Annotated in this window: 10 protein-coding genes; all 10 read right to left on the bottom strand. The window is 59.5% G+C overall.

Annotation, left to right across the window (positions count from 1 at the left end):
* Nucleotides 1–3: 3 nt before the first annotated feature.
* Nucleotides 4–267 (bottom strand): PAAR domain-containing protein, encoded by a 264-nt coding sequence (locus PverR02_RS13595; protein ID WP_079443631.1) that lies wholly within the window; start codon nt 265–267, stop codon nt 4–6.
* A complete protein-coding gene (locus PverR02_RS13590; protein ID WP_079443630.1) occupies nt 267–2,618 on the bottom strand; it encodes a T6SS phospholipase effector Tle1-like catalytic domain-containing protein in 2,352 nt (783 codons plus the stop codon). The genes PverR02_RS13595 and PverR02_RS13590 overlap by 1 nt, the downstream gene beginning before the upstream one ends.
* A complete protein-coding gene (locus PverR02_RS13585; protein WP_079443629.1) occupies nt 2,606–3,127 on the bottom strand; it encodes a DUF3304 domain-containing protein in 522 nt (173 codons plus the stop codon). The genes PverR02_RS13590 and PverR02_RS13585 overlap by 13 nt, the downstream gene beginning before the upstream one ends.
* A 259-nt stretch (nt 3,128–3,386) precedes the next feature.
* Entirely contained in the window at nt 3,387–4,142 is a 756-nt protein-coding gene (locus tag PverR02_RS13580) for a DUF4123 domain-containing protein (RefSeq protein ID WP_079445012.1), read from the bottom strand.
* 8 nt (nt 4,143–4,150) lie between these two features.
* On the bottom strand, nt 4,151–6,541 hold the full coding sequence (locus PverR02_RS13575) for a type VI secretion system Vgr family protein (RefSeq protein ID WP_079443628.1): 2,391 nt from the start codon (nt 6,539–6,541) through the stop codon (nt 4,151–4,153).
* Nucleotides 6,542–6,543: 2 nt separating this feature from the next.
* Nucleotides 6,544–9,198 (bottom strand): type VI secretion system ATPase TssH, encoded by a 2,655-nt coding sequence (tssH, locus tag PverR02_RS13570; RefSeq protein WP_079443627.1) that lies wholly within the window; start codon nt 9,196–9,198, stop codon nt 6,544–6,546.
* Between the two features lie 155 nt (nt 9,199–9,353).
* Nucleotides 9,354–9,845: an Hcp family type VI secretion system effector gene (locus tag PverR02_RS13565; RefSeq protein ID WP_046383733.1), complete on the bottom strand. Its 492-nt coding sequence runs from the start codon at nt 9,843–9,845 to the stop codon at nt 9,354–9,356.
* Nucleotides 9,846–9,869: 24 nt separating this feature from the next.
* Nucleotides 9,870–11,588, bottom strand: coding sequence for an OmpA family protein (locus tag PverR02_RS13560; RefSeq protein WP_152032008.1), 1,719 nt, complete (start codon nt 11,586–11,588; stop codon nt 9,870–9,872).
* Nucleotides 11,589–11,594: 6 nt separating this feature from the next.
* A complete protein-coding gene (gene tssL / locus PverR02_RS13555; protein WP_057004771.1) occupies nt 11,595–12,278 on the bottom strand; it encodes a type VI secretion system protein TssL, short form in 684 nt (227 codons plus the stop codon).
* Nucleotides 12,275–13,630, bottom strand: coding sequence for a type VI secretion system baseplate subunit TssK (gene tssK, locus PverR02_RS13550; protein ID WP_079443625.1), 1,356 nt, complete (start codon nt 13,628–13,630; stop codon nt 12,275–12,277). Before tssK ends, tssL begins: the two co-directional genes overlap by 4 nt.
* Between the last annotated feature and the right edge of the window lie 8 nt (nt 13,631–13,638).

The following is a 13,638-nucleotide window of genomic DNA, read 5'->3' as shown; positions in this document are numbered from 1 at the left end:
GGTTCATGGCGCAACCACCATTGAAGTGGCCGGCAGGGTGCTGACCAACTGGCAACCACACGCGCAACGATGGCCGTGCAGCGCCACAGGCTTGCCGTCCATGGTTGAACCCGAAGCGCCTTCGATAATGTGCGTAATGCCATGCAGGTTGCAGCGAACTTGATCATCCACGCAGGCCACTGGTTTGCCGAAGGATTTGTAATGCCCCGACAACACCTCACCGCCAAACGGGTGCAGTGGGTCGCCCATGCGTACGAGAGGCAGCATCAAACCACCTCGCGCTCAAGTTCGAAAAGACTGCCCGCCTCGCGCAACATGGCGCTGGTCCGCTCAATCCGTTGCCGATAATCGTCCAGCGCGATCTGGCGCTTTAGCTCGGCCGCCACCTGCCCCACGTGAGCGGTCGGTTGCAGGAGCTTCTCGGCACCCGCCAAGAACGGCAACGCCACGCCCCGCGCCTTGTCGATGACCTGATAACCGATGGTCGCCCCACCGATGCCGACGGCCAATCCACCCAGCCCTCCCGCCACGCCTTTTCGCTTGATACCGTATACCGTCGCCCCGGCTATCATCGCCACACCCAACACTCGGCCGGCTACCACCACCGGCGAAAGATACCGACTGTTGTCGTTGCCGAAATAAGTCATGCGGTAAAAGAAATAACCCGCCCACATTTCCCGCGTTTTCAAGGCGTCGTGCATGAACCAGGCCCGCGAGTCGTGAATCTGATCATCGAACAACGCTACCAGCAACGCCATTTGCGGGTCTGCGCTGGGGGTGCCGCGAGCGTCCCGAAACAGTAGCTTGCAGCGCTGCTCACCCGCCGCCTTGATGGCGGCGTGATCCTGGGTCTCATCATCGGAATTGAGCAGATATATCGCGTCGCGCAACAACACGTCGGTGATAGTGCCTGCCAGGCTGCTTTGCTCACGCTTCTGCCCGAGGTAGTCGCTCTTGAATTCGGCAGCGGCCTGGCTGAGCTGGGTCTGGTCGACCTGCGGCTCATAGATCGGCGGGCCGGGGTAGTTCGTCGCAGCTTCGGGGGTTTTCAGCCGCAGGTTCGCGAGATTTTTTTTATGTTGGTCGTAAGCCTTGCGCTCCTCACTGGCCTGATAAGTCGTAGTTTCCCTGGCCTGACTGAAAAAAGGCTGATGTTTGTAGCTGTCGTTACCGCCGTCGCGATCATTGGCAAACCGGCCTATGCGCCAACCGGTGATCCAGCCCAGTTGATCGGCCAGTACGTCTTCCACGGGCGCATTCAGCCGCAGTGGCTGGTAGAGCCAAGGGGAGTCATGGGTGGGTTCGTCGGCGTTGATGCCGGGTAGGGTTTTGCGCCAGGCGTTGAAGCGTTCGGATACCAAACGATCTATATCAAACTCCGTGATGTTAGCCTCCGACATAACGCGCCACGACTTCTCTAACTGCAATGTTTTTGGCAATACTAATTCCGGCACCTGCAGGGGGGCACCAGCAGCGAAGGCAGCTGCATAAAGGTCATGCAAAACGACCTGCGAAACCAATTCCTGAGTACCGCCGCGGGCCTTACCTTGGTCGTTTTGCGGATAACCGCCGCCAACATCGGAATGCACACCGGGATACACCACTTCATAGGTGTTGTCCGGGTATTGGCCATCCTCGTTACGGATCGAGTCGAGCGGGAAACACGAGCGCTGCTCGAAGCCTGCGACAAAATGTCGGCAACACTTGACCAGGCCAGGAAAACGCTGGGCATCCGGGATGAGTTGGGTATCATCGGCCCAATCCATATGCCCGGCGAAAAAAGGTGCCGCATGGGCGATGCCCACCGAAGCAACGGTGTCCAGTAACCCGAGAAATTCGACACTTACCGGCAAGCCAATCAGACATTGCAAGGGCTGTTCGGCCCCCGTCGGTGTATCGAACAACTGGCTTAGCCAAGTGACAAAAGTGCGTGCTTCTGCCGCTCCGCGCGAGAAACCGTACACATACAATTTGACCGCCAGTACGCGGGGCTTGGCCAACTCTACTCGCGCCTGCAAGGGCTCGAGCAACTGGCTCATCGTTCGCCGTCGATTGCCCAGACCCAGGCCGCTCATCAGTGGTGCTTTCCAGTTGCTCATGGCCTCGACGGCACGCTTCCTTTCAGCGTTAGACACATCCTGATCGGCCAAAGCTGACTTCAGAGCATGTGCCAAAGAAACCAGCGCCCAGTTGATTCGATCTTCACCACCCGTTGCATATTTCAATCCACCCTCGCTGTAGTCCAACTCACCTATCTCCGGAAAAGCGGTTCCAACTCCCGGCATGTAATAAGAGAAATAGCCATTTTTTTCTGCAGCTTCGCCTCTCAGGGCAGCATGAAAGAGCTTGGCAACATTGCTGGGGTGTTTTTTCTTGGTGTCGTTATTATCGTTATTATTAGTACCGTCGAAAAACAGACTAATATGGAGGCTATGGCAACACTCAAAATACTGCTTCCGCCCATTACGATTGACCAGTTGACGAAATCGATTTTCCTCTGCGGTCTGCATCTCATAATTAGCAACCACCTGGGTGATATCACAAGGCAGACGCCCTTCCGAGGGGAACCCTGGCGGCGCCCAAACAGCTGCCTTTGAAATTTTTTTCATTTCGGACATACAACTGGCTCCTGTAGACCCTTAGGAACTTTAATCGGATAATTTGATGAGCCATGAGCCCAACATGAAGTAGTCACCTCCACCTGATTACAAGTTAAGAAATGGACCTTAAGATCGCAGGACTCCGTACCAAACCACTGCGGAATATCCACTACTACTCTGTTACGCTGGTAATTTTCTCTATGCTTAGCTTGGGACAATCGGTATCCATCAGTACCTAGAGGAGGCCACTTTGAATATGCATACGGATCAGGATCAACCTCCCACTCGATCGTGGCTTTCAAACCAGGCCTCCATACAACTGGCATAATAATGCAACACGACCGCCCACCTCCTCCGTCTGCCCGATAACCATTCACCGAGAGCCAGTTGATAGCCCCCGTAGTATGGTTAATCGCTTGTATATTTCCTCCCACCATCTGACTATCCGCGGAGGAACACCCGAACAACATCAAGCCCAAAAAAACAGATAAACATTTAAATAGCTCTTTCCAAACTATAAACCTCATAACACCCCCTCTCAAACAGCATCAGGCTTATACGCCAAGCTCATCAACCCTACACACAGCCAGGAAGTTTTCATCACGCAGATATCCGACACACTAATAATCTCTGATAACTTTATTTTGATGATCGTTACACAACATCACGGTATCGAACAAAAAAAAACCTACCAGCATGCTGAACATGGCAAACTCTCTCAAAGCAATTTTTTAAATAATTTCCCGATCTTGCGGGCACGTCGAACAGTCGATACGCCTTCATAGCTCATGATTTCCTCTTTACGCACTCAGTCAAACTCCCAAAGTAGTTTTCCTGACTAGCCTGTACGGTGACCGAATACAAAGTAGCGAAACGCTGTTCCTGGCTGGTTTCCAAGTAATTAAAGTTCCCACCATCCAGCAGTTTCTGTGCATCACTGATACAACCAATCAGTTCACATTGCTGATCATCAAGGTCGATCCAGGTCGGTATTGCGATAGTATTTTTCTGCGGCTGCGCAATACCCTCTATCCACTGCGACTGATCATCCCGATCCAGCCAACCCCAGTAGCACGCAACTTTTAAGTATTCGACGCGCTGGACGTCTGTCAGGATCGAAGACATCAACAAGGGAAAGATTCGTGGGTCGTAATAACGCAACAAACCAGACTCCCCACCCCACTTCATTTGCGACAGGGCTTGCAGTGCATGACTCAATGACTTGAACGATAACGGTGAGATCACCACCAGCAAGCGAGCATCGGTGGCGCAGTGGATCATCAGTTCTTCCAGCCAGGCTTTGTGTTGCCAATGTGCCAAATCAAGACGCATTAACAGCGGTGCCTGATCCAGCAAGTTCTCTTCCGGAGTACCGCTAAATAATGAAAACCACGGGACTTCAGGCCTCAACGTCTTCAGCGCGGGTACAGCACAGTTGTTCCAATCCGATTGGTCGAGCAGCAAGTCGACCTGTAGTAGACCCAGGCTGGCACATACCTGCTCGATCTGATCTTGCCATTCCGTTGGTGTTGCCATCTTCATATTCCCCATCAACCTTCGCGCATAAGTAAACCGACCGCATTTTTCCGAGCCTTTTCCAGGCACGCCTTGCACACCGACTGCGGCAACTCACGCAAAGGAAAGCGCTGGCTGGTCGTGGTTTCCCAGACGTGTTGGCCTTTAAGGTTGAGCTTGCCCGGGGTGTGGATGTCGATAGCGCCGCCGGGTGTGATGCGGATATACCCGCCACCACACGCCAAGGTGATGCCGTTTTTAGCCGTCAGTTGCAGATGCCCCTGTACGGTCTGCAGGGTGATGTCTTGCTGGGCAATCAGATTCAACACGTCGTTGTGGGATTCGATTTCCAGCGGCCCCTTGCCGGACACCAGGCGCATGCCTTCCTGCTGGGCAAGCAGGGAAATGGCCTGATTCGCATGGACGGACAGCCGTTGAGCGGCTGCCAGGTTGATCTCATCGTTGCTTTGCACATACATCGCCTCGCCGCTTTTGAGCAGCAGGCTTTCAGGGGTTACCGCACCAATGCCCTTGGGCGCACTGAGTAGGATGGCCGAGGCGTTCAGGTCTTTGGCGTTGTCCTGGAACTGTTGCAGACCATCAATGGCGGGTTTGCGACTGCGATGAGACTGGGCGATTGCCTGCCAGTCAGCGATTTGTTGTGTGGCTCCCGCGACCAGATCGGTGGCTGGCGCCATGGTGAGCACATCACCAGAAGCCTTGGCCTGTATATCCGCACTGATGAACAACCCTTTGCCTGCACGAATACTCCCCCAAGCATCTGTACGTAGCTCAAACCCTTCCCCACGTTTTTTACGCTGACCATCCACCAAATGCCCCAGGTTCAGCTGGCTCTTACCTCCATACTCAGTACTGACCTTGATATGCTCCCGCCCCCGCGTGTCATCCATCCGCAGCTTGTTATTCGCCGGGGTACGCAGCACGTTGCGTTTGTAGTTACGCAAGGTCACATGATCGACATGCTGGCTATCGTGCAACGCGTGCGCGATGTAGGGCCGGTCCGGGTCGCCTTGTTCAAAGGCAATCGCCACTTCGGTGCCGGGAATCAACGGCAGGTGCAGGCCGTGGGTATCTCCGGCGTAGGGGCGGGCCAGGCGTAGCCATAGGCTTTCTTCGCCGGGTTTCCAGGTGTCGCGGTCGAACAGGAAGTTGACCCGGTAGCGCCCTTCGAGGTCGATGTGGCCGTAGGGGTCGTTGGCCTGTGGGCTGGTGACGCGGGCCGGGACGGTGCCGGCGATTTGGGGTTTGGGCTGCAGTGCGGGGCGAAAGCACACGGTGTCTGAATAGGGTATGGCCTGGAAGGTCGCGACCAAGCTGCTATCGCGGGCGGCGGTGGTGGTCAGGCCGGTGATCACCGCGCCCGGTGTGAAGGCTTCGGGCGCGCCGCCGGAGATGTGCAGCACCTGCCCCGGCGCCAACGTGGCGCTGCTGGTGATGCCGCTGAGTTGGGTCTGGGCGTTGAGGTAACGCTCATGGCGCAGGCGTGCGTAGAAGTAGCCGCTTTCACTGAGCAGGTCTTCGTCCTGATCCAGCCGGTCGCCGAGGGTCGTGTAGGGTTCGGCGTAGTGGTAGGCCTCGCCGTAGGTGCCAGTGGCGCCGCGGCTCTGGTCGATCTCGCCGCTCAGGTGGGCGCCGGCGTCGCGGGGGTGGTAGGTGCGGATATGCACCTGTTGTTCGACCACCCGGTGGTTCGATTGCAGGTGCCACACCGCGTCCTGCCCGCTGCTGCCCAACCCGGATTGCGGGCGATACGGCAGCGCGATGTCGAACTGGTAGAGGCGCTGATCGTCGCAGAACTCGACCACATCGATACCCAGGCGTTCGTCGCTGGTGAAGCGGTACCAGATGCCGACGTCGGCGAGCAGGCGGTCAATGAAGGCCAGGTCGCTCTCGCCGTATTGCATGACCTGCTCGCGCCTGGGGTAGTCGCGTTTCAGGCTGAACAGAAAATCCTGGCCTTCAAAGTCGTGGCGGCTGCGCAGGATGCTTTCGACGATCTGCGGCACGGATTGATGCTGGTAGATGCGAAATTGTCTGCCTTGGCCGAGCAGGGCCAGGCGCGGCTGCAGAGTGATTTCATAACGGGCCTGGTCGTTCGAGCCGGACTGACGCTTGAAGCCGGTGACCACACCGTGCAAGGTGCGCAGCGGTTTGACCGCGGGCGCGCTGAAGCCTGAGGCCGGTGGTTTTTGCGGGGCGGCGTGCAGGCTGAAACGGGCGTCCTGGCCAAGCAGGGTTTCGGCGGCGAGGTCACGTTCGGTGCTGGTGAATTCCACGCGATAGGTGAAGGGTTGGCTCAGGTGTTCATGGCCGTCAAAGGCCAACACGTCGAGACGGGCTTCGATGTTGTGCACACTCAAGGTGTGCCGGCTGTGGTCGAAGAAAGCCTGCAATCCGCTCAGCACGTTCACACCTCCAGGGCGACGGCCTGCGCCGTGTCTTGAACATCGCTGAAATGCAGACTGATCCCTTCATCTTCGCTATAGCCCAAGCTCACGCCGTGGGTGCGCAGTTGCGCCGCTCGACGCGCCAACAGTTGTTGACTGAGGACCGGCAGGAGCTGCTCGTTAAGCAAGCTGTCGATGTTGCGTGCGCCCGAATCCGGTAGCAGGCAGGCAGCAACCAAGGCGTCGTTCAGGGTGTCGTCGATCCGGCAATCCAGGCCGTAATGACGCTGCAGGCGCTTGGCGACCTGGGCCAGCTTGATCGCAACAATGCATTTGAGTGCGTCGGCTCGCAGCGGGCGATAGATCAGGGTTTGAAAGCGCGCCAGCAACGCTGGCTGAAAGTGTTCGCGCAGGATCGGACGCAGTCGTTCATGCAGCACGCTGTCCGGTATCTCCGGGTGTTCCTGCACGCTGGTGTGCAGTAGATCGCTGCCGAGGTTGGAGGTCATCAGAATGACCGTGTTACGGAAGTCGATCTCGCGCCCTTCGCCATCGCGCATAAACCCACGATCGAAGACTTGGTAGAACAGGTTAAGCACATCGCGATGCGCCTTTTCCACCTCGTCGAGCAACACAACGCTGTAGGGCCGCTGGCGCACGGCTTCGGTCAATACACCGCCCCGGCCGTAGCCGACGTAGCCGGGTGGCGAGCCTTTGAGTTGACTGACTGTGTGGGCTTCCTGGTACTCGGAAAAGTTGAGGGTGATCAGCGATTTTTCGCCGCCGAACAGGCTGTCGGCCAAGGCCAGCGCCGTTTCGGTCTTGCCTACGCCGCTGGTGCCGACCAGCAGGAACACGCCCAACGGCGCCTTCTCATCGGTGAGCCCGGTTTTGGCCGCACGCAGGCGCTGAGCCAAGGCACTCAAGGCCGGAGCCTGGCCGATCACGCGCGCTTGCAATTGCTGTTCGAGCAGCAGCAGATTGGCCTGCTCGTCCTTGAGTAAGCTGCCCAGCGGCACGCCGGTCCAGTCGGCGATGACTTGCGCCACGCTACGTGCGTCGACATCCAAAGACAGCAGTGGCTGGCTGCCTTGAATGTCACTCAACTGCCGTTGCAACTGTGCACAGGTATCCCGCTGCGGTGGCTGCGCCTGGCGCGCAGCAATCAGTTGTTGGGCCAGATCGAGTTCTTGGCGGTATTGCTGTTCCAGATCGGCGTGTTGACGTTGCAGATCGGCGTGTTGCGCGGCAATCGTCGCCAGACGCTCATCCACGCTGTGGCCGCCAAGCCGCTGATCCTGCTCCAGCGCTTGGCCCTCCAGTTCCAGGGCCACTTGCAGGGCACTCAGACGGCGCAACGCCTGCGGTTCGCAGTCCAGGCTCATGCACACGCGGGCGCTGGCGGTGTCCAGCAGGTCGACGGCTTTGTCCGGCAACTGGCGCCCCGTCAGGTAGCGCCTCGACAGGCTGACCGCCGCCTGCACTGCCGCATCCTGGATATGCACACCGTGATGGCTGGCGTAGCGCGCCTTGAGCCCGCGTAACATCAGGCAAGCATTCGCGTCGTCCGGTTCCTCGACCTTGACCATTTGAAAGCGTCTTTCCAAAGCGGCATCACGCTCGAAATACTGCTTGTATTCACTCCAGGTGGTCGCGGCGATGGTGCGCAACTCGCCACGGGCCAGAGCGGGCTTGAGCAGGTTGGCCGCATCGGCGCCGCCGGCCTGGTTGCCGGCCCCGACCAGGGTATGGGCCTCATCGATAAACAACAGCACCGGTTGTTCGCACTGCTGTACAGCGTCGATCACGTTTTTCAGGCGTTGTTCGAACTCGCCCTTGACGCCAGCGCCGGCTTGCAACAATCCCAGGTCAAGGGTACGCACACTGACTGTTTTGAGACTGTCCGGCACCTTGCCTTGGGCAATGCTCAACGCCAGGCCTTCGACCAGCGCCGTTTTGCCGACACCAGGCTCGCCCACCAGGATCGGATTGTTTTTGCGCCGACGGCTGAGGATGTCGATGACCTGACGGATTTCATCATCGCGGCCGAACACCGGGTCGATCTTCCCTTGCGCGGCCTTGGCGGTCAGGTCCTGGGTAAACCTGTCCAGCAGCGCCGCTAACGCATCGTCTTTCGACACGCTGGGCGGGAGTATGGCGAGTTCACTTGAAGGCACCGCGATCACTGACGTCTGCACCGCGGGGCGCTCTTCGGAGGTTTGGTCCAACAACACCAGCAGCCGCTGCAACTGCGCCTCACTGAGACTGAGCAAAGGCCATACGGCTTCGCACGCCAGCAGGTTGGGCGTCTCCATCAACGCGCTCAGCAGATGTACGGAACGCAGGCTGTCGTTGTGCTCGTCCAATGAGGCACGTAACCAGGCATTTTTGATCAGTTGCTGCAATGGCGCCGACAGCTGCGGCTTGCTCTGCACGCTACGCGGCAGACGATCGATGTGCTCCAGCAAGCCATACCACAACGTCTCCATATTCCACTCATAGCGACGTGCGATCACGGTCAGGTCGCCTTCACCTTGCCCCAGCAACTTGAGTAGCCAGTGTTCGACGGTAATCTGCGCGTGGGCACGGCTTTGGCACAGCGTGGCCGCTGCACTCAACGCCTGGGCGCAGTAAGGGTTGAGACGACGAAGCAAGCGCGTGGAATTCTGGGCCATACGGCTACATCCTTGTTCGGTGATGGTGGTACGCGATCGTTAACGCCAGTCGCGGGCCGGAAACTCGATGTGTTTGGCTGAACGCCCGCGAACGGACGCTCAACCCAGCACACCGGAAGCCAGCAGGCAAAGACCCACCTGCTGCTCCGGGCGTATCAAGCGCTTTGGCGTTCATTCCACGAATCGGAGTGGATGATGTTGCCGTCCTTGTAGGTCCAGGTAACCTTCTCGTAACGCAACTCCACCTGCTCGAGGTGGTTGTGCTTCTCTTTGCTGGGGTCTTTGACGTCGTGCATTTTCGGCGCGACTTTCACGACCTTGACCTCTTCGAGTTTGGTGATGAAGTACTCGACCTCCTGCCCCGCATCATCGATGCGGTACCACTTGAACTCGGCACTCTTGAGGGTTTGCCCGGTGGTGACCGCCTTGTAGAGATAGGGGCTGGAGGCATCGATTTCCTTGGAAAACAGAAACGGGGTGTGAACCCGCGTACCGGTCAATTTCCCGGTGTTGTTGTCGGTGGGGATGTACAGACTGTGATCCTGGGCAACCACCTCGATGCTGCCCTCGCGTTGTTGCACGTTCACCGAACCCTTGATAGTTGCGCCGCCGTCGTCTTGCAGCCAGAGGTAAACGGGAATTGCCATGTGAAGCTCCTTTTTCTCGTAGATTTAAATGTCGCGGAATGCGACCGGGGGTTGCCTGTCCGGGCTTGCAACGGGAAGCGCGCAGGCCCCCGCCTCAGGCACCAGACGGATATCAACGCGGCGGTTGGCTGCACGCCCCGCCTCGGTGTCGTTACCGGCAATCGGCTGGCTGGCGCCGAAACCCTGCACAGCAAAGCAGCTGTCGGGAATGCCGCCCATGCGTTGCATCCAGTCGTGCACGGCAGCGGCGCGGGCGCGGGACAGTCGAAGGTTGTTCTCGGGGTCGCCAGTGGCATCGGTATGCCCCGAGATCACGATCAGCCAGCCGGGCTGGGCCTTGATATCGACCAGCGCATTGATCAGGATCTTGGCTGAATCCGCCTTGAGCTGGGCACTGCCGCTGGCGAACAGCGACAGGCTGTCCAACCGCACCGGGCTGGCAGCCCGCGCAGGCGATGCGGCCGGTGGCGGCTCAACGTGAGCAGCCAGTACCGCCAGCAGCGCAGCGCGCAGGCGTTCGCCGCGATACAGGCCCAGGCCGAATGCCGGGGGCGCACCGTGCCGGTAGTACGCGTCCAGACGCTGGGCGTCCTGGCGCAACACGCCCACGGCATTTTCACGCCCAAGAAACTCGCGCTGATTACGCTGGGTCGGTTGCGGGATCGCCGAATAACGTCGCAGGTCATCACTGACTTGGCGCAGCAACAGGGCGTTCTGCCACGCCGAACTGGCAAGTGCGACAACACCGGCGACGGCGAACAACCACAGCGCAACAACGCTCGCGCGTTGCATCGGGGAACGCAGCGGGCCGAGCGGCAGCAGGTTGAGCAAAGGGTCCGGGAACGGCAACACAGCATCGGCCACAACCGCCCTGTGATCCGCCAGCGCCACTTTGCTGCGTAACCATTGCTGCCACAGGTTCCCGTTCACGGCATGCGCCAATGCCGGCACCCACGTAACTGCGCAGATCGCCGCCAGGCCAGAAGCGCTACGCATGACAAGGTGCGGCAGTACCGCTTCGTGAAGCCAGGCCACAGCGCTGTTCAGTTGAATGCTGGCGTGCATCCGAGCGGCCTGCCTGGGCGAGTCAGCGGGTTGCTGTTGCCAGTCATCCAGGCTGACGCAAGCACCCGCATCACACACACGGACCTCGGCCTGCCCGCTGCCCCAACAGAACCAGGGCGCCTCGTCCTGCAGGGTTTGCAGGTAGCTCACCAGCAACAGCGGCAGCGCAACCCCGCGTTTGCGGGCCAAGGCCAGTTGATGACTGAAGGCGCGCATCTGACCGGCGAGTATCGCCCCATCACTCTGCGCGCCGGGGCTGACGCTGAACATCACGCCCAGTTGCCCGGCCCAGCCAGGACGCAAGGCCAGAAGGTGATCGGTGATAGCCGGCAGTTGCTCCAGGCTCGGTACGCGCACGTAGCACCCTTGCTCGGTCACCCGCAGGGCCAACTGCCCGGCGGCAACCCCGCCGAACAGCCCATCCAGGCCATCACCGCAGACCAGCACCACCGGCTGACGAAACCCCGCAGCGGGCAGCACCATGCCCTCGGCCAACCTCACCGACCCACGCTGCCGCTCGGCGCGCAGGCGCAGCGATACCCAGGCCCATGTCACACAGCACACCGCGATCAGCACGCCGAGCACACGCGCCCACATCGCCAGCGGAATGATGAGCAGCAACGCGAGGACGAGGACACCGGCCCACAGGTAAAGGATGCGATGCAGATTGAAGGTCATCCGCACTTACCCCTGATCAGGCAAGAGCGAGGCAATCGCATCGCTCAGCAGATGATCCAATCCCCACCACGTCGCAACCAGCAACAGGGCCACTGTCAGCAGATGAATCAAGGGCGAGCGCAGCCAGCCAAAACCCGCGCTGAGTTCGCCACCGACCACCTGCGTCGGCATGTGTTGGCTGACCTTGAACGGCGCCACCTGTGCGTTGAGAGCAGCCAATAGTTGCTCGCGTCCGGGGTCGCTCAAATCACGATAGCGCCCGCGAAAACCCAACATCAATACGCGCTGAAATACCGTCAACACATGCCGGTCCGGCGCGGGTTCGCTCAACACGTCACGCATGGCCTCGTACAGAAACTCACCGGCCTGATGACGATTGAAGAACTTGGCCTGCAGCGGTTCGCTGGCCCAGGCAGCGCGGGCATCTGCGTCAGCGCAGGTCAGCACCGTTTCGTCGAGTAGCGCGCATTGAGCATGACTGATGTGGTCGATGTTGCGCTGACTCAGGCCCGCCCGTTCAAGGTGCTGCCGAGCTTGCTCAACCTGTTCGATACAAAGCTGGCCCAACTCCCGGCCAGGTTGCACCGAGGCGCCCTGGCGCAACTCGACCACCAATAGGTAGGTGTCCTGTAACAGCGCATCGATATCCACCGCTGCTGCGGCTTGCTCGTTGGAAGGCGTCGGTTTCATGAGCGCAGCACCGCAAACAGTTCCAGCTTGACGTCGACCAAGCTGCTGGGAACGTAGAAAGCACAGACCCCTTCGTCCAGCACCGCCTGCCCCTTGGAATGCCCGAGATCCAGCGCGAAGTACTGATTTTCCAGGCGCAATGGAATCGCCGCCGGCACATGGCTGAGGGACTGCAACGGCACCCCGTCGAGCGCCGCGTTGATCAGATAATCGACCTCATCCGGCGTACCTATCTTGCACAGGCGCGGGAACTGGTCCTGCACCTGCGCCGCCGGTAGCCGACTGCGCACCGACAGATAGAAATCGGCCCCCTCACGCTCGCGCAAACGCGGGTCATTCAGCGTGACTTGCCAACGATTGGTCCCCTGCACCTCCAGGCTCAAAGCAATGACCCGCGACGGCAGACTGGCCTCCAACAACAGCGACAGGGTGTGCATCAGCGGCGGGAACACTGCCTCCAACGAGGTGTGCCGGTAAGCGGGGATTTTGTCCACGTCGTGTTCCAGCGAAAACGTGAGCAGGCCACCGGCGAGCTTGATCAGTTGCTGGTAGACCTGCTCGGGGTGGCGCGCGGGAAACTCCCGAAGATCGGCCAATACCGGCTGGTAGGTATTCAACGCATTGAGCAGCCAGAACAGCGACACGTCGGCGACGGCAAAGTCGGCCATGCGCTGATTGCTTTCCCGCCGCATGCCCATGAGCCGTTGCCGCTTGGCGGACAATTGCGTCAACAGGTTGTCCAACTGGTTCAGCAACCCCGGGTGCGCGGCGAAGCTCAGCAACGGCGGCACATAGCCCGAGTCGAGGCTCCAGGCGCCCTGCCCGTCGCGCACCAGGCGCGCGAGCGGACACGTCATGTAGTCCGCATTATCGTCGCGCTGCAGGCGCAGGCTCAGTGCATGCTCCAGCACGCCTATCGACTGCACCTCATCAGCATACATATCCTGTACGTCGCGCCAAGACTGGCGATAGCGTGTGGGCCGATCGGCCCTGCCACCGTCGAACAGGCAGTTGTCGCCATTCGCCTGTTCCAGGGGCAAGGCCAAGTGCAATAACGCGTCCTGATCTTCGTCGGCCAGCAACTGCGCCAGCTCCAAGGCCGGAGGCAGGCGGTCGACCTGCTCGGTGTCGATCCAGGTGCCATCGGGCATGCGGACCCGCAACTGAGTCGCCTTGAGCTTACCCAGCCGTAATGCATCCAGGTCGAACCCTACCGCCTGGACACCCCAGGGGTGCGCCAGGGCCAGGTGCGCGAGTTGTTCGTTGGTCCAAGCCTCCCAGCGCGCCTGTTGCTGGAATTGTTGCGGCGACAGCAACGCCCCGGCGGCCCACAGAGGGCGATCGATATTCATGGCATCGT

Source organism: Pseudomonas veronii (genome assembly GCF_002028325.1).
In the GTDB taxonomy this organism is placed as follows: domain Bacteria; phylum Pseudomonadota; class Gammaproteobacteria; order Pseudomonadales; family Pseudomonadaceae; genus Aquipseudomonas; species Aquipseudomonas veronii.
Note: the sequence above shows the minus strand (reverse complement) of the source record. Positions and strands in the feature narration are given on the sequence as shown.